The organism is Achromobacter sp. DMS1, assembly GCF_001270295.1.
The window spans coordinates 1-16,271 of the sequence record NZ_LHSJ01000064.1; the positions used below are offsets into that span (position 1 = coordinate 1).

Annotated in this window: 15 protein-coding genes; 8 read left to right on the plus strand and 7 right to left on the minus strand. The window is 69.7% G+C overall.

The annotated features are described in order from the left end of the window. The 4 genes from AD428_RS09455 to AD428_RS09470 form a co-directional block, all read left to right on the plus strand. Positions 1-1,189, plus strand: a 1,189-nt coding sequence (locus AD428_RS09455; protein WP_053244986.1) for an FAD-binding oxidoreductase, incomplete at its 5' end; no start/stop codon positions are given. A gap of 38 nt (positions 1,190-1,227) precedes the next feature. Next, complete coding sequence (locus AD428_RS09460) at positions 1,228-1,935, plus strand: response regulator transcription factor (RefSeq protein ID WP_053244996.1); 708 nt, start codon at positions 1,228-1,230, stop codon at positions 1,933-1,935. Beyond that, positions 1,932-3,260, plus strand: a complete 1,329-nt coding sequence (locus AD428_RS09465) for a sensor histidine kinase (RefSeq protein WP_053244987.1) — start codon at positions 1,932-1,934, stop codon at positions 3,258-3,260. The genes AD428_RS09460 and AD428_RS09465 overlap by 4 nt, the downstream gene beginning before the upstream one ends. Positions 3,261-3,314: 54 nt before the next feature. Then, complete coding sequence (locus AD428_RS09470) at positions 3,315-4,109, plus strand: phosphatase PAP2 family protein (RefSeq protein ID WP_235489606.1); 795 nt, start codon at positions 3,315-3,317, stop codon at positions 4,107-4,109. On the opposite strand, the gene AD428_RS09475 is transcribed toward AD428_RS09470, so the two are convergent. After that, positions 4,037-4,996, minus strand: coding sequence for an SMP-30/gluconolactonase/LRE family protein (locus tag AD428_RS09475; RefSeq protein WP_082308344.1), 960 nt, complete (start codon positions 4,994-4,996; stop codon positions 4,037-4,039). The two genes, AD428_RS09470 and AD428_RS09475, sit on opposite strands and share 73 nt — an antisense overlap. 151 nt (positions 4,997-5,147) lie before the next feature. On the opposite strand from AD428_RS09475, the gene AD428_RS09480 reads away from it, so the two are divergent. The 3 genes from AD428_RS09480 to AD428_RS09490 all read left to right on the plus strand — a co-directional run bounded on the left by AD428_RS09480 (position 5,148) and on the right by AD428_RS09490 (position 9,023). Further along, the gene (locus tag AD428_RS09480) at positions 5,148-5,876 is read left to right on the plus strand and encodes a FadR/GntR family transcriptional regulator (RefSeq protein WP_053244988.1); all 729 of its coding nucleotides are present in this window, start codon (positions 5,148-5,150) and stop codon (positions 5,874-5,876) included. A gap of 190 nt (positions 5,877-6,066) precedes the next feature. Then, positions 6,067-7,959, plus strand: coding sequence for an LTA synthase family protein (locus AD428_RS09485; protein ID WP_053244989.1), 1,893 nt, complete (start codon positions 6,067-6,069; stop codon positions 7,957-7,959). A 161-nt stretch (positions 7,960-8,120) separates the two neighbouring features. Continuing rightward, positions 8,121-9,023 carry an acyltransferase gene (locus AD428_RS09490; protein ID WP_053244990.1) on the plus strand — a complete coding sequence of 301 codons (903 nt, stop codon included), beginning with the start codon at positions 8,121-8,123 and terminating at the stop codon, positions 9,021-9,023. A 25-nt stretch (positions 9,024-9,048) separates the two neighbouring features. Here the strand turns inward: AD428_RS09490 and fahA are convergent, their stop codons facing one another. Together fahA and hmgA are read right to left on the minus strand one after the other, a co-directional pair. Further along, the gene (gene fahA / locus AD428_RS09495; RefSeq protein ID WP_053244991.1) at positions 9,049-10,368 is read right to left on the minus strand and encodes a fumarylacetoacetase; all 1,320 of its coding nucleotides are present in this window, start codon (positions 10,366-10,368) and stop codon (positions 9,049-9,051) included. A 118-nt stretch (positions 10,369-10,486) separates the two neighbouring features. Continuing rightward, on the minus strand, positions 10,487-11,785 hold the full coding sequence (hmgA, locus tag AD428_RS09500; RefSeq protein ID WP_053244998.1) for a homogentisate 1,2-dioxygenase: 1,299 nt from the start codon (positions 11,783-11,785) through the stop codon (positions 10,487-10,489). A gap of 171 nt (positions 11,786-11,956) precedes the next feature. Here hmgA and AD428_RS09505 point away from each other — a divergent pair, with 171 nt between their 5' ends. Further along, entirely contained in the window at positions 11,957-12,916 is a 960-nt protein-coding gene (locus AD428_RS09505) for a LysR family transcriptional regulator (RefSeq protein WP_053244992.1), read from the plus strand. On the opposite strand, the gene AD428_RS09510 is transcribed toward AD428_RS09505, so the two are convergent. From AD428_RS09510 to AD428_RS09525, 4 genes are all read right to left on the minus strand, one after another. Next, positions 12,906-13,106 carry a DUF2783 domain-containing protein gene (locus AD428_RS09510; protein ID WP_200908019.1) on the minus strand — a complete coding sequence of 67 codons (201 nt, stop codon included), beginning with the start codon at positions 13,104-13,106 and terminating at the stop codon, positions 12,906-12,908. The genes AD428_RS09505 and AD428_RS09510 overlap by 11 nt on opposite strands. Positions 13,107-13,124: 18 nt before the next feature. Beyond that, complete coding sequence (locus AD428_RS09515; protein WP_053244994.1) at positions 13,125-14,801, minus strand: FAD-dependent oxidoreductase; 1,677 nt, start codon at positions 14,799-14,801, stop codon at positions 13,125-13,127. A 214-nt stretch (positions 14,802-15,015) separates the two neighbouring features. Continuing rightward, the gene (locus tag AD428_RS09520; protein WP_053244995.1) at positions 15,016-15,969 is read right to left on the minus strand and encodes an MBL fold metallo-hydrolase; all 954 of its coding nucleotides are present in this window, start codon (positions 15,967-15,969) and stop codon (positions 15,016-15,018) included. A gap of 112 nt (positions 15,970-16,081) precedes the next feature. Beyond that, the coding region (locus tag AD428_RS09525) for a zinc finger domain-containing protein (protein ID WP_304438942.1) at positions 16,082-16,271 on the minus strand (190 nt) is incomplete at its 5' end.

Below are 16,271 nucleotides of genomic sequence, written 5' to 3' on the forward strand. Positions count from 1 at the left end.
CACGCCCGACGGCTCGGGCAGCGCCGTGCTGCTTTCCACCGCACGCCTGAACCGCGTGCGCGCCATCGACACCGACAACGACACCATCACCGTGGAGGCGGGCTGTGTGCTGCAGGCCGTGCAGGAGGCCGCGGCGCAGGCGGGCCGGCTGTTTCCGCTCAGTCTGGCCGCCGAGGGGAGCTGCACCATCGGCGGCAACCTGGCCACCAACGCCGGCGGCACGCAGGTGCTGCGCTACGGCAATACGCGCGACCTGACCCTGGGACTGGAAGTCGTCACCGCCGAAGGCGAAATCTGGAACGGCCTGCGCGGCCTGCGCAAGGACAACACCGGTTACGACCTGCGCGACCTGTACATCGGCAGCGAAGGCACGTTGGGCGTCATCACGGCCGCCACGCTGAAGCTCTTCCCGCGGCCCGTGGCGTCCTGCACCGCGCTGCTCACGCTGGACAGCATCGACGACGCGGTGGAGCTGCTGTCGCGCGCCCGCGCCGGGTTCGGCGCTTCGCTGACCGGCTTCGAGCTGATGGGCGGCGATTGCCTGCAGGCCGTGGTGCGCCTCTTCCCGCAGCAGCGCCTGCCGTTCGAGGGCGAGTCCGCCGCTTCGCCATGGTTCGCGCTGCTCGAGCTTTCCGACAGCGAAAGCGAGGAGCATGCGCGCGAGCGCTTCGAGACGGTGCTGGGCGAGGCCATCGAGGCAGGGCTCGTCAAGGACGCGGCCATCGCGGCCAATGTGGCGCAGAGCAAGGCGCTGTGGCACTTGCGCGAGAGCATCCCGCTGGCCGAGGCCGAACTGGGCAAGTCGGTCAAGCACGACGTCTCGATTCCCATTTCCGCCATCGCCGGCTTCGTGCACAAGACCAACGCGCTGCTGCAGGCGCGCTTTCCCGGCGTGCGGCACGTGATCTTCGGCCACCTGGGCGACGGCAACCTGCATTACAACGTCGCCAGCGCGGCGGGCCAGACCGAAAGCGAGCTGCTGGCGCTGCAGAGCGAAATCTACGGCGTGGTGCACGACAGCGTGCAGGCGCACGCCGGGTCGATCAGCGCCGAGCATGGCGTGGGCCAGCTCAAGCGCGACGAGTTGCCGCGCTACAAGAGCGCGGTGGAGCTGGCGCTCATGCGGCGCATCAAGCGCGCGCTCGATCCCCAGGGCCTGATGAATCCGGGCAAGGTACTGCAGGCCTGAGCGTCCGCGGCGTCACGTCGGAAGCCACGCGCATGTCCATGAACCCCGCTCCGGGCGCCAACCATCGCATCCTCATCGTCGAGGACGACGAGGTCATCGCCGGCAACCTGTACACGTTTCTCGAAGCGCGCAAGTTCCTGCCCGACGTGGCGTACAGCGGGCCGGCGGCGCTGCAGCGGCTGGCCGAGCAGCATTTCGATGCGGTGATCCTCGACATCGGGCTGCCGGGCATGGACGGCAACGCCGTGCTGCACACCCTGCGCAACGACCGGCGCCAGGCGGTGCCGGTGCTCATTCTCACCGCGCGCGACAGCCTGGACGACAAGCTGGCCGGCTTTTCGCACGGGGCCGACGACTACCTCACCAAGCCTTTCGCCCTGCTCGAAGTGGAGGCCCGGCTGCTGGCCCTGATCCAGCGCGCCCGCGGCAATACCGTGCAGGCGCTGCGCACCTGCGGTCCGCTGCAGTACGACACCGGCAGCGGGCAGGCCACGGTGCACGGCAGGCCGGTGCGCCTGACGCGCAAGGCCGCCCAGATACTGGACGCGCTGCTGCGCGAGCCCGGCCGCGTGGTGTCGCGCGAGGAACTGGAGTCGGCGCTGTGGGGCAACGACCCGCCTTCGTCGGATGCGCTGCGCAGCCAGGTCCACCTGCTGCGGCGCGCGCTGGCCGAGGCCGGCTTCGACGGCATCGAGACCCTGCACGGCACGGGCTGGCGCCTCAACCCGCAGGGAGAAGGCGCATGACTCGCGCGGCCGGCGGCACGCTGACCCAGCGTGTCGTCTGGGCGCTGACGGGCACGGTCGCCCTGTTCGTCACGGCGCTGGCGCTGCTCGCCTATCTGACCTTCGACCAGATGGAAGACGATCTGGTCAACGACATTCTCAACACCGAAATGGACCGCCTGGTGCAGCACGCGCGCAGCGGCGACGAGTTCCTCCCGCAGCGCGGGGCGCGCGAGCTGGGCGGCTCCATGCGCGCCTGGCTCAAGGCCGACGGGCAGTCTCCCCCGGGCATCCCCGCGCAGATCCTGGCGCTCGACAACGGCCTGCACCTGCTGGAAACAGCCGAGTACACCTGGCACGTCATGGTGGCCGATACCGGGCGGGGCAAGGTATATCTCATGTACGACGCCTCCGACAACGAGCAGCGCGTGCGCGACTTCGGCCTCTTCGTGCTGGGCGTGGGCGCGATCTGCGTCGTGGGCGCGTATGCGCTCTCGCGCCGCGTGGCGGCGATCGCCGTCGGCCCGCTGCTCGAACTGACCGACCGGCTTTCCACCTGGGCGCCCGGCTCGCCCGACCTGGCCGTCACGCGCGACGACGAGGCGGGCCGCCTGATCGAAGCCTTCAACCGCGTCCAGAACCAGGTGGACCGCTCCATCGCGCGCGAGCGCGAATTCGCCGGCAACCTGAGCCACGAAGTGCGCACGCCGCTGGCCGCCATACGCTCCGACAGCGAGCTCATGCTGCTCATGCAGGACCTGGCGCCGGGGCAGCGGCAGCGGCTGGAGCGCATTGTCGATTCGGTGGACGACGTGATCGTGAGCCTGGAGACGGCGCGCGCCATGGCGCGCGACCAGCTCCGTGCGCCCGAACCGGTCGACCTGGCCGCCTGCATGCAGGACGCCTGGCGCGGCTACGAGGCCATGGCGCGCGCCGCCGAGCTGCGGTTCGAGAACCACATTCCGGAAGGCCGCGTGCGCGAGCTGGACCGCTACGCCCTGCTGACGGTGCTGCGCAACCTGGTGCGCAACGCCGTGGAGCACGCCGCTCCGGCCACGCTGCGCGCCAGCCTGACCGCGCAAGGCGCGCTCGAATTGCGCGACGACGGCCGCGGCATAGACAGCGCCGACCTGCCGTTTCTTTTCCGCCGCTACTACCGCGGACGCCTGCGCGACGCGGGCGGCGCGCAGGCCGGCGATTCGGCCCGGGGCCTGGGGCTGGCCATCGCCAAGCGCGTGTGCGACATGCAGGGTTGGAGCCTGACGGTGGCCTCCGAACGCGAGGGCGAACGGCACGGCACCTGCTTCTGGCTGGACCTGGACGGCGCGACGGACCGGCGGGCCTGAGCGCCGCGTCTCATTTGACGAATATTCGACTGCGGCGCGGGTACGCTGCGGGGCATGTCCGCGGCGCCTGCCGCGCTTTCCACGACCATCCCGCCGCCCATGCATCCGCTTTCCGCAGCCGCGCCGACACGCGCCTTCTACACGCTTACCCACGTGCTGGGCATTCCGCTGCTGCTCGCCTGCGCGGCGTGGCTCGCCGCCGCGAGCGGGCTGGACATGCGCATCGCCCGCGCGCTGTACGATCCCGCGCTCGACGGCTTTCCGCTGCGCGCCCACCGCTGGCTTGAACTGTTCGGCCACCGGCTGGCGCTGGCCCTGCCCGTGGGCATGGCGCTCATCGCGGTCGCCCTGGCGGCGGCGGGCAGCCGGATCGCCGCCTGGCGGCCGCTGCGCCGGCCGGCCCTGGCGCTGGCCCTGACCTGTATCGCGGGGCAGGTGCTGGTGCATGTGCTCAAGCATCATACGACCATGCCCCGGCCGTATGACCTGGCGACGCTGGGCGGCAACACGCCGTACCCCGGATTCTGGTGGACCTGGGCGCGCGCCTATGCCGGCGGCGCGCTGCCCAGCGGCCACGCGGGCGCCGGCTATTCGATGCTGGCGCTGTATTTCGCGGGCTGGTCGCGCCAGCGCCGGGCGCTGCGCTGGGGCGGGCTGGCGCTGGGCCTGGCCGCGGGCCTGGGGTTCTCGGCGGTGCGCATCCTGCAGGGCGCGCATTTCCTGAGCCAGACGCTGTATTCGGCAACCCTGCTGTGGCTGCTGGCGGCCGTGTTTTTCTACCCGCTCATCGTCGCGCCGCCGCGCCAGGCCGCTACCGACGCGCCGCGCACGCATCCGCATCCGGGCTGACCGGCTCGCCGTCGGCSGCCGGCGGCTTCCGGCAGTCCCCGCACGCCGGGCCGCAGGGCGAACACCGCGCCTTCCAGGCTGCCGGGCGGGCTGGACGGCGGCCGGATGGACGTGACGAACAGTGTGTCCATGCCGGCGCCGCCGAACGCGCACATGGATACGTTGCGGGCGGGCACGTCCAGGCGCCGGTCCAGCCGGCCATTGGGGGTATAGCGGTAAATGCGCCCGGCCTCATTGCCGCAGATCCAGTAGCAGCCTTCGGCGTCCACCGCCGCGCCGTCCGGATGCCCCTCGGGCAGGGCGGGAATGAAGATCTGGCGGTTGCGGGGTTCGCCGGTTTCGGCGTCGTAATCGAAGCGCCAGACCCTGCTGCGGGTCGGATGCGAGTCGGACAGGTACATGACGCGGCCGTCCGGGCTGAACGCCAGCCCGTTGGGAATGACCAGTCCGTCGAGCACCGCGCGCAGGCCGTTTGCGTCGTAGCGATAGAGCCGCCCGGCGGGGCTGGCCAGCGCCGTTTCCATGACCATGGTGCCGGCCCAGAAACGCCCCTGGCGGTCGCGCCGGCCATCGTTGAAACGCATGCCCCGCGCGCCGTGCGCCACCGGCGCCAGCAGGCGGGGGACGCAGGCGGCTCCCCGGCGCAGCGGGCCGCAGGCGTAGAGGCCGTCTTCCATGGCGAGCAGCCAGCCCGCATCGCGCATGGCAATGCAGCCTGCCATGCGCGGCAGGCTCCAATGCGCCAGGACGCCGCCGTCGGGCTTCCAGCGCCACAGGGTCTTGCCGGGGATGTCGGTCCAGTAGAAAGCCTGGTCGCCGGGGCGCCAGACCGGGCTTTCGCCCACGCCGCAAAGCAGCGTTCCTATGCGTTCGGCCAGGCTGTGCATGGCGGCAGGCTCGAAGGAGATGCGCGGCGGCGCGGGCCGGAAAACCGCCTGCCGCGCCGCGCGGCGCGTCATCGCGTGACGTGCCGAAAAGTATAATGAGCGCAAAATTTTGCCGTCAAGCAGCGGCCCCTCCGCTTTCCGGAACCCCCAAATGACCGCTCCCGCCGATACGCCCGCTTCGCCGCCGCGCCGTCCCCGAAGCCTGGCGCAGGGGCTGGTGGAAGCGCTCTCCGAGCGCATCCGGTCGGGCGGGCTGCGGCCCGGCGAAAAGCTGCCCACGGAATCCGGCATCATGCGCGAGTTCGGCGTGAGCCGCACCGTGGTGCGCGAGGCGCTGTCGCGGCTGCAGGCCAGCGGGCTGGTCGAGACGCATCACGGGGTGGGCACCTATGTGCTCGAACCCAGCGGCGGCGCCGATTTCCGCGTCGATCCCGCCGACATCGCCACGGTGCGCGACGTGCTCGTCCTGCTGGAGCTGCGCATCTGCCTCGAAAGCGAGGCGGCCGGCCTGGCGGCGGCCCGGCGCAGCGGCGAGCACCTGCGGGCCATGCGCCAGGCGCTGGACGACTTCAAAACCGCGCTCGACGCCGGCGGCGACACCATCACGCCCGACTTCCGCTTCCACCTGCTGGTAGCGCAAGCCACCGAGAACCGCTATTTCGCCGACCTCATGTCGCACCTCGGTTCGGCCATCATTCCGCGCACCCGCATCAATTCGGCCCGCTTCGCCCAGGAAGACCGCGGCGTCTACCTGGCGCGGGTGAACCTCGAGCACGAGGACATTTACGGCGCCATCCAGCGCCAGGACGCCGAGGCCGCGCGCGCGGCCATGCGCACGCACCTGAGCAACAGCCGCGAGCGGCTGCGCCGGCTGGCCTAGGGCGAACACGCCCTGGAACTGGCGGCGCTCCGGGCGGGGAGAACCGTCCCCCATTGACCCGCTCCGAACCGCGTTAATCTTGCCGGTTTGGACTTTGGACGCATAGCGGCATGAGCGGTATCGTGGTTTGGGAGGACAGGGCGGAAACGCCGGCGCGGGGCGCGGCTCCGCATGGGGGGGAGGATCGCGCATGCGCCGCCTGACCTTGCGTTTTGTGGTGGCGGTGCTGGCGCTGCTGACCTTGTCCCGCCTGGGGCTCGCATTCTGGATGTGGGACCGCGTGCAGGCGGCCGGCGGGCTGTGGCCGCTGATGCTGGGCGGGCTGCGCATCGATCTGTGCCTGCTCTGCATGGTGGCGGCGCTGCCGGCCGTGCTGTCGCCCTGGTTCGGCCACCGCGCCGGGGCGGCCGCCGCCACGGCATGGTGGTTCCGCGCCTGGTGGATGCTCTACGTGTTGCTGGAAGTCTCCACGCCGCAGTTCATCGCCGAATACGACACGCGGCCCAATCGCCTCTACTTCATTTATCTGCTCAACCCGCGCGAAGTGGGCTCCATGCTCTGGGAAGGCTACAAGGGCGTGCTGCTGGCGGCTTTTGTGGCGTTGGCGCTGGCCGCGTGGCTGTCGCTGCGGCTTTTCCCGACCCGGCTGCGCGACCCCGCCATGGGGTGGTGGAAGCGGCCCGCGGCGTCGGTGCTGATTCTCGCGCTGGCGGTGCTGGGCGCGCGCGGCACGCTGGAGCACCGGCCGCTCAACCCCGCCAAGGTCGCCTTCAGTTCCGACGCCATGGTCAATGCGCTGGCGCTTAATTCGCTCTACAGCGTGTTCGACGCCGCCTACCGCATGCGCGACGAGCGCTCGTCGGCGGCCATGTACCCCAGGATGCCGGTCGACGAAATGAACGCCATCGTGCGCGCCGCGGCCGGCCTCGACGGGCCGCCGCTCGATCCGCGCTACCCCAGCCTGCACGAGCAGAAGGCCAGCGTGCGGCGCGACCGGCCGCTGAACGTGGTCATCATTCTCGAGGAGAGCCTGGGAGCCCAGTACGTGGGCAGCCTGGGCGGCAAGGATCTCACGCCCAACCTCGACCGCCTGGGCCGGCAGGGCTGGATGTTCCACCGCGCCTATGCCACCGGCACCCGCTCGGTGCGCGGCATCGAGGCCGTGACGGCGGGATTCCTGCCCACCGTGGCCGACGCCGTGGTCAAGCTGCCGCGCGCGCAGACCGGTTTTTTCACGCTGGCGCAGGTGCTGGGGCGGCACGGCTACCATTCGCGCTTCGTCTACGGCGGCGAATCGCACTTCGACAACATGCGCGCGTTTTTCCTGGGCAACGGCTTCGACGAAGTGGTGGACCGGCCGAAGTTCCAGAACCCGGTCTTCGAGGGTTCGTGGGGCGCGTCGGACGAAGACATGTTCACGCAGCTCGACCGGCTGCTGCGCGCCGACGGCGACCGGCCGGTGTTCACGCTGGCTTTCTCGGTCAGCAACCATTCGCCGTGGGAGTATCCGTCAGGCCGCATCGAGCCGGTGGGCGACCCTGCCTCGGTGGACAACACGGTGCGCTATGCCGACTGGGCGCTGGGGCAGTTCTTCGACAAGGCGCGCCAGGCGCCGTACTGGAAGAACACCGTGTTCCTGGTGATCGCCGACCACGATTCGCGCGTGTACGGTTCGATTCCCGTGCCGGTGCGGCATTTCCGGATTCCCGCCCTGATCCTGGGCGCGGACATCGCGCCGCGCCAGGACGAGCGCATCGTGAGCCAGATCGACATGGCGCCCACGCTGCTGTCGCTGATCGGCCTGGACAACGTCAACCCCATGCCGGGCGCGGATCTCACGCGGCGCGATCCCGGCCGGGCCATCATGCAGTACGCCGACAATTTCGGCTATCTGAAAGGCGAGCGGCTGGTGGTGATCGAGCCTTCCAAGCCGCCGCGCCAGTTCCGCTACGCGGCGGCGCCGGTGGGGCAGGACGAGACTTACGAATCCGTGGCGGCCGACCCGGGCCTCGGCAAGGAGGCGCTCGCCCACGCGCTGTGGGCGAGCTGGGCCTATCGGGAGGAAAAGTACCGCCTGCCTTGAGGCCGGCTTGATCCCGCGCAAGCCGCTTTACGCGCGGGAGACGCAAACTGGCGTCCATGACGTTTCCAGATCTGCCCCCGGACGCGGCCCGCGCTCCCGCCGCCATGCCAGGCCACGCAGGCAAGCCTGGCGGGTCTTTACCGCAACGCCGCGCCTGGCCCGTGCCGCGCGGCCGGCTTGCCTGGATCACCGGCGCGCTCAGCGTGCTGCTGCTGGGCGCCAGCACGATCTTCTGGTGCCTGCTGCTGTTCCCCGTGGCGTTGCTCAAGCTGCTGCTGCCCTGGCCCGCGGCCAGGCGGCGCATCGATCCGGTGCTCAACGGCATCGCGACGGCATGGGTTTCCGGCAACGCCGGCTGGTTCGCGCGCATCCAGCGGGCGGACTGGGACATCCAGGGCAATACCGGCCTGCGCTACGCGGACTGGTATCTGGTCAACTGCAACCACCAGTCGTGGGTGGACATCTTCGTGCTGCAGTATGCGCTGAACCGGCGCATCCCCCTGCTGAAGTTCTTCCTGAAGCGCCAGCTAATCTACGTGCCGGTGATCGGGCTGGCCTGGTGGGCGCTGGACTTCCCTTTCATGAAGCGCCACGGCAAGAGCGACCTGCGCCGCAATCCGGCCCTGGGGCGCCCGGACCAGGAGGCCGCGCGGCGCGCGTGCGAGAAGTTCTCGCTGGTGCCGACCAGCGTGATGGTGTTCGCCGAAGGCACGCGCTTTACCGAGGCCAAGCGCGCGGCCCAGTCTTCGCCGTACCGCCATCTGCTCAAGCCCAGGGCGGGCGGGCTGGCCGTGGCCCTGAATGCGATGGGCGCGCGCTTTCGCTCGATGATAGACGCCACCATCGCCTACCCGGAAGGCATACCCAGCTTCTGGGACCTGGCCTGCGGCCGGGCCGGGCGCGTGGCGGTGCGCATGCGGCAGCTGCCGGTGCCGCCGTCATTCTGCGACGGCGATTACACCGCAGACAAGGCGTTCCGCACGGCGTTCCACCAATGGCTCGGGCAGCAGTGGCAGGCCAAGGACGACGAGATCGAAACGCTGACGGCGCGCCGCGCTGCCTGATCGCGGGCGCCGCCGCCTTCCGGGATCAGGTCCGCGCCGGCAGCACGGTGCCCGAGCTTTCCCCGAACCCGATCCGCGGGTAACCCGCCTTGACGCATTCGGCGCGGATGATGATCTGGTCGCCGTCTTGCAGGAAGGCGCGCGTTTCGCCCCAGGGCAGTTCGACGGGCGATTTGCCGCCCTGCGAGAGCTCCAGCAGCGAGCCGGCTTCGGAAGGCTGCGGGCCCGACAGCGTGCCCGTGCCCAGGAGGTCGCCCGGCTGCAGGTTGCAGCCGTTGACCGTGTGGTGGGCGATGAGCTGGGCCACGTTCCAGTAGGCGTCGCGGAAGTTGCTGCGCGACAGGCGCGCGGGCGGCTGCTTGGCGGCGCGCGATTTCTCGGTGGTGATCAGCACTTCCATCTGCACGTCGTAGGCGCCGCGCTCGCGGTTGGCCTCGGAGGCCAGGTAGGGCAGCGGCTGCGGGTCGGCGGCGTCGCGCTTCCATTGCGTGCGGAAGGGCTCCAGGGCCTCCATGGTGACGATCCACGGCGAGATGGTGGAGGCGAAGTTCTTGGACAGGAACGGGCCCAGCGGCTGGTATTCCCAAGCCTGGATGTCGCGGGCCGACCAGTCGTTCAGGATGCACAGGCCGAACACGTGGGAATCGGCCTGGGCCAGCGGAATGCGTTCGCCCTGGGCATTGCCGGCGCCCACGAAAATGCCCAGCTCGAGCTCGTAGTCCAGCCGCGCGCAGGGGCCGAATTGCGGCGTCTCGCCTTCGGCGGCGGGGCGGGTCTGGCCCACGGGGCGCGGAAATCGCTGGTTCACGCCCACGCTGGAAGCGCGGCCGTGGTAGCCGATGGGCACCCACTTGTAGTTCGGCAGCAGCGGATTGTCGGGGCGGAACTGCCTGCCCACGGCGGTGGCGTGGTGCACCGAGATGTAGAAGTCGGTGTAGTCGCCGATGCGCGCGGGCGCGGTGTATTCGGCGTCGGCCTGCGCCACCAGCAGCGGCTCGATCTCGGCGCGCAGGGCCGCGCCTTCCCGCAGCGCGCGCGACAGCGCCAGGCGCAGGGCGCTCCAGTGCGCCTGGCCCAGCGCCATGAGCGCGTTCAGGCTGTCGCCCGCGCACGCGGCCAGCGCCTCGCCGGCCCTGCCGTCGAAAGGCTTGCGCGCGGCCAGCGCGGCCAGGTCGAGGATCTGGTCGCCGATCGCCACGCCCGGGCGAAAGGCTTCCTGCGAGCCGGCACGGCGAAACACGCCGTAGGGCAGGTTCTGCACCGGGAAATCGGAAGTTCCGGTATTGGCGCTGGCGACCCAGCTCTTGAGGGACGGGTCGTGGGTTTCGTTGATGGAAGTGCTCATGCGTGTCTCGCTCAGTGTGTTTATGGACGCGCCGCCGGCGCGGGGCGGAAAAGCCGGAAAAAGCCAAGCGGCGATGGGCTTGCGCCCATCGCCGCGGCTCGTCCGGACGCGCAGGCAGTCACGCCTTGCGGGGATCGAAATGCTTCTTGATGTCCTGCCAGCAGCGGTAGTAGTCGCCCTGCAATTCTACCGAGGCCAGGGCCTGCCCGGTCGGGCGGATCACGCGCCGGGTTTCGAACATGAAGGCCATGGTGTCGCGGATATAGTGGGCCTTGCTGGTGTCGGCATGCGACGCCTTTTCGAAGGTTTCGGCGTCGGGGCCGTGGCCGCTCATGCAATTGTGCAGGCTGGCGCCGCCCGGGGCGAAGCCTTCCGCCTTGGCGTCGTACACGCCCTGGATAAGGCCCATGAACTCGCTGGCCACGTTGCGGTGGAACCAGGGCGGACGGAACGTGTCTTCCATCGCCAGGATGCGCGGCGGGAAGATGGCGAAATCCATGTTCGCGGTGCCCGGGGTGTCCGAGGGCGCCGTGAGCACGGTGAAAATGGACGGGTCCGGGTGGTCGAAGCTGATCGAGCCGATGGTGTTGAAGCGGCGCAGGTCGTACTTGTAGGGTGCGTGCGTGCCGTGCCAGGCCACCACGTCCAGCGGCGAGTGGTCGATGGCGGCGCGCCAGAATCCGCCCGTGAACTTGGCGATCAGCTCGAAATCGCCCTCCACGTCTTCGTACCAGGCCACGGGGGTCTGGAAGTCGCGCGGATTGGCGAGACAGTTCGAGCCGATGGGCCCGAGTTCGGGCAGGCGCAGCGCCGCGCCGAAGTTCTCCAGCATGTAGCCGCGCGCCGCGTCGTCGAGCAACTCCACGCGGAAGCGCACGCCGCGCGGGATGACCGCGATCTCCAGCGGTTCCAGGTCGATCAGGCCCAGCTCGGTGGCCAGGCGCAGGCGTCCCAGCTGCGGCACCAGCAGCAGCTCGCCGTCGGCGTTGTAGAAGTAGCGGTCCTTCATCGAGCGGTTGGCCGCGTACAGGTGGATGCCCACGCCGCTCTGCTCGCCGGGACCGCCGTTGCCGCCCCAGGTTTTCACGCCTTCGATGAAATCGGTGGGCGCGGCGGGCAGGGGCAGCGGGCTCCAGCGCAGCTGGTTCGGCGTGACCGGGCCCGTGCCGAAGTCGCTCAGCCAGCCGGGCGCGCCGTCGAACGCCTCGAAGGGCTTGTGCTGCGCGCCGGGGCGGATGCGGTACAGCCAGGAGCGGCGGTTTTCGCTGCGCGGCGCGGTAAAGGCGGTGCCCGATAGCTGTTCGGCATACAGGCCGTACGGGCATTGCTGGGGCGAATTGCGGCCGACGGGCAGGGCCCCGGGCAGCGCCTCGGTGGCGCAATCGTTGCCGAAGCCGGTCTGGTATTTCAGTTCCATGGGTTCCTCCTGGGCGGCGGCGCGGTGCATGGCCGCGCATTACGGTGTCCGGGGGCGCGGGCGAGAGTCTCGTCCCGCGCGCCGATAGGCCATTTTCGGCAAAATCCGGCCCCTCGGCTACGGGAATGCGAAAATAGAAACTATAAATTCCGTGAATAATGAGGAAGCGCCATGGCCAGTCTGCGCGATGTGGACCTGAACCTGCTGCTGGTGTTCCAGCATCTGCTCGAAGAACGCAACATCTCGGCGGTGGCGCGCCGCATGGACCTGACCCAGCCCGCGGCGAGCAATGCGCTGCGGCGCCTGCGCGCCGCCTTCGGCGACGAACTCTTCGTGCGCACCGGCCAGGGCATGCAGCCCACGCCGCGCGCGGAAAGGCTGGCCGGGCCGGTGAGCGAGGCGCTGGCCACGCTGTCGCGCGCCCTGCAGGACCAGAACGCCTTCGACCCGGCCGCGAGCAGGCGGCGCTTCCGCGTGGCCATGTCGGACGTGGGCGAAATCCACTTCATGCCGCGCCTCATGGAAGCCTGCGCCCAGCTCGCGCCGGGCGTGCGCATCGATTCCGTGCGCACCCAGGGGCCGGATCTGCAGCGCGAAATGGAGGCCGGGCGCATCGACCTGGCCGTGGGCGCCTTCGACGACATGGGCGCCGGCGTCATGCAGCGCATGCTGTTCCGGCAGGGCTATGCCACGCTGTTCCGCCAGGGACATCCCACGGCCCATGCGGGCATGAGCCTGAAGGCTTTCCGCGCCGAGCGCCACCTCATCGTGTCGCGCGCGGCGCCCTACGGGCAGGTCAACCAGTCCATGGAACGCGCGGGCCTCGTGCTGGCCGAGCATTTCAGCGTGCCGCATTTCTCGGCCGTGCCGTATATCGTCAGCGCGACCGACCTGCTGGCCACGGTGCCCGAAAAGCTCGCCGCCAGCGCGGCCGGCCCGTTCGGCCTGCGCTACATCGCACCGCCGGTCAAGGTGCCGCCCTTGCAGACCAATATGTACTGGCAGCGCCGCTACGACCGCGACGGCGGCAGCCAGTGGCTGCGCGGCCTGATCGCGGAGGTGTTCGGCGCCGACGGGCAGCAGGCGCCTGTCGCGCGGGCCGGGGCGGGACGGCGCGACGCTACGCGCTGACGACGGATTCCCGCGCCAGCCGCAGGGCTTCGCGCAGCAGTTCCATGTCGCCGAGATGGTTGGCCAGCAGCAGGATGAGCGCGGCGTTGAGCTCCTGGCTCTGCTCCAGGCTCAGGTCGCGGTGGATGTCGATCAGCGCCTCGTAGAAATCGTCCGGCGCGGGCAGGTTGGTTTCGGTGATGAGCATGATGGCTGCCTCTTTTCGGGATCAGGCGCAGATGGCGCGCCGCAGGGCGGCGTTGACGGCGGCGGCGTCCAGCGCGCGCCAGCGCGCCGCGACGTGCTGGTCCGGGCGCAGCAGGTAGGCCGTGCCGGGGCGCGCGTCGTAGCGCTGGGCGAGCAGGCCCGCGCTGTCCACCACGTGCGTCATGCCCGGGGGCAGGGCCGGGGCGTCGCACTCGGCGCTGGTCACGATCAGCGGCTTGACCGGCGTCGCGGCCATGCTCAGCGCCTGCAGGGCCTGCACGGCCGCGGCATCGGGCAGCCGGTCGCAGCAGAAGAGGGCGAGCGCGAAGCCGCTGTCCAGCTGCGACAGCCACCAGCCGTCCTCGCCCGCCACGCGCACCGGCGCGTCCAGCGCCACCGCGCCGGGCCGCAGGCGTCCGCCGAACGCGTCCTGGTCGGGCGTGTTCAGCGGCGAGTCCGCATAGGTGGCCGGCAGCGAGAGGCGGCCGCTGTTGACGAGCGCGCGCGCAAACGAATGGCGCTTGGCCAGGTTGAGCACCGCGTTGCGGAAGCTGCGGCTGATGTCGCTCTTGGGCGTGATGAAATCGGTGGAGCGCGAGGAGTTGAGGATGTTCTCGTCGGCCGCGTACTCGCGTTCGGCGCAGTAGGTGTCGATGAGCGGCTCGGGCGCCTTGCCCGTCAACACCAGGGCGAGCTTCCAGGCCAGGTTCTCGGCGTCCTGCACGCCGCTGTTGGCGCCGCGCGCGCCGAACGGCGACACGCGGTGCGCGGCGTCGCCGGCGAACAGCACGCGGCCGTGGCGGAACTTGTCCATGCGTTCGCAGGCAAAGGTGTACACGCTTACCCATTCCAGCTCGAATTGCGCATCGGGCCCCAGCAGCGCGCGGATGCGGGGCAGCACATTCTCGGGCTTGACGGCTTCCTTGGGATCGGCGTTCCAGCCGAGCTGGAAGTCGATGCGCCAGACATTGTCGGGCTGCATGTGGAGCAGCACGGACTGGTTCGGATGGAAGGGCGGGTCGAACCAGAACCAGCGCTCGGCCGGAAAGTCCGCCTGCATTTTCACGTCGGCGATGAGGAAGCGGTCGCGGAAGACGCGGCCGTGGCTTTCCTGGCCCAGCATGGCGCGCACCGGCGAGCGCGCTCCGTCACAGGCGATCAGCCATTGCGCGTGCAGCGCGTAAGGGCCGTCGGGCGTTTCCACCGTCAGGCAGACGCCGTCGCCGGTCTGTTCCAGCGCCACCACCTTGTTCTTCCAGCGCAGGTCGATATTCGGCTGCTGCCGCGCATGCTCGTAGAGAAAACCTTCGGCGTAGTACTGTTGCAGGTTGACGAACGCGGGACGGCGGTGCCCCGGTTCGGGCAGCAGGTCGAAGCGCCACACCTCGCGGTCGCGGAAGAACACTTTGCCCACGTTCCACGACACGCCTTTCTCGGCCATGCGCTGGCCCACGCCCAGGCGGTCCCAGATCTCCAGCGTGCGCTTGGAGAAGCAGATGGCGCGCGAGCCGGTGGAAAGCCGGAAATCGTCATCCAGCACCACCACGCGCAAGCCCCGCCGGGCCAGGTCCAGCGCCGTGCTCAGCCCGACCGGGCCCGCGCCCACCACCACCACCGGGTGCGTGACGCGCTGTCCCGCGGCCTGGTCGGCGCATTTTTCATAGGCGAACTCCATCGCCTGGTAATCGATGTCTCCCACGTCTGTCTCCTGGGTGGGTTCGTTTTGTTTTTTGTTCGCTACGCCAGCCGCAGGCGCGTTGCCCGCGGCCCGGCAGTACGCGCCGCGGGCCTCGCGCAGCCAGGCGCGACGCTTCTCCGGGCGGGGGCCGCGGCTCCGGCTCCGCCGGCGCGCTCCCCTGGGCGGGCTCCCCTCGAAGGGGAAGCGCCGCAGGCGCTTCGGGGGTGGAGCCCTCTCAGCCTTCGAGCTGCTTCCACATTTCGAGGTCGCGCTTGTCCGTCCAGATGCGCGGGTGCTCGATGCCGCTCGCCTCGTCGTAGGCGCGCGAAACGTCGAACGGCATGCAGTGGTCGAAGATCACCCAGTCGCTGTAGCGCGGCTTCATGAAGTCGTAGACTTCGCGGTAGATGGTCTTCAGGTCCTTGCCGTCGGCCACGCCGCGGTTCACCGCGCCATACAGGTCGGTGAGGAAGGCGCGGGTGCCGGCCAGGCCCTTGCGCACTTCCTCGGCGTTCTTGAGGGCCGGTCCGCGGCCCGGCACCATCTTGTCGGCCTCGAAACCGGCCAGCGCGTCCAGCGTGGAGGGCCAGTCGCGGAAGTAGGCGTCGCCGCAATAGGGCGTGGACTGGTACTCGACCAGGTCGCCCGCGAAAAGAATCTTCTGCTCGGGCAGCCAGGCGATGGTGTCGCCCTTGGTGTGGCCGCGGCCGACCTGCAGCAGCCGGACCTCGAGGTTGCCGAGGTTGACCGTCATTTCGCCCTTGAAGGTCATGGTGGGCCACACCAGGCCGGGCGGGATGGATTCGGCGTTGCGGAAGAGGCGGGGGAAACGGCCGATTTCGCTGGCCTTGTCCTGTTCGCCGCGCTCGGCGATGAGATCGTAGGTGTCGCGGCTGGCCAGGATTTCCTGGGCGTTGTAGGCCGAGGCGCCGAACACGCGCACGGCGTGGTAGTGCGACAGCAGGATGTACTTGATGGGCTTGTCGGTCACTTCGCGGATCCGGCGGATCACGTCCTGCGCCATGACCGGGGTGGCCTGGGTGTCGACCACCATGACGGCCTCGTCGCCAATAATGACGCCCGTGTTCGGATCGCCCTCGGCCGTGTAGGCATAGGCGTTGTCGGACAGCTTTTCGAACGACACGACCTTGTCGGCGAGGTCGGCGTGCGAGGCGAATTGCTTGCTCATGGGGACTCCTTCCACTTTTATAGGAATAAGGGCATGGAAGGGACTATAGCCCCGCGTTAGTGTTTGTGCAATACGTTTGCTATAAACAAACAGGTGGGGTTTTTACGGGGATTCAAGGGCGTTGGCACCTCGGGCAGTAATACGTGGCGCGCTGTCCCTGGACGATGCGGCGGATGGGCGCGCCGCAGGCGCGGCAGGGCTGCGCCTCGCGCTCGTACACCGCCGCGTGTATCTCGAAATAGGCGCCCGGCTCGCCCGTGGCCCCCACGTAGTCGCGCAGGGTGCTGCCGCCCGAGGCGAGG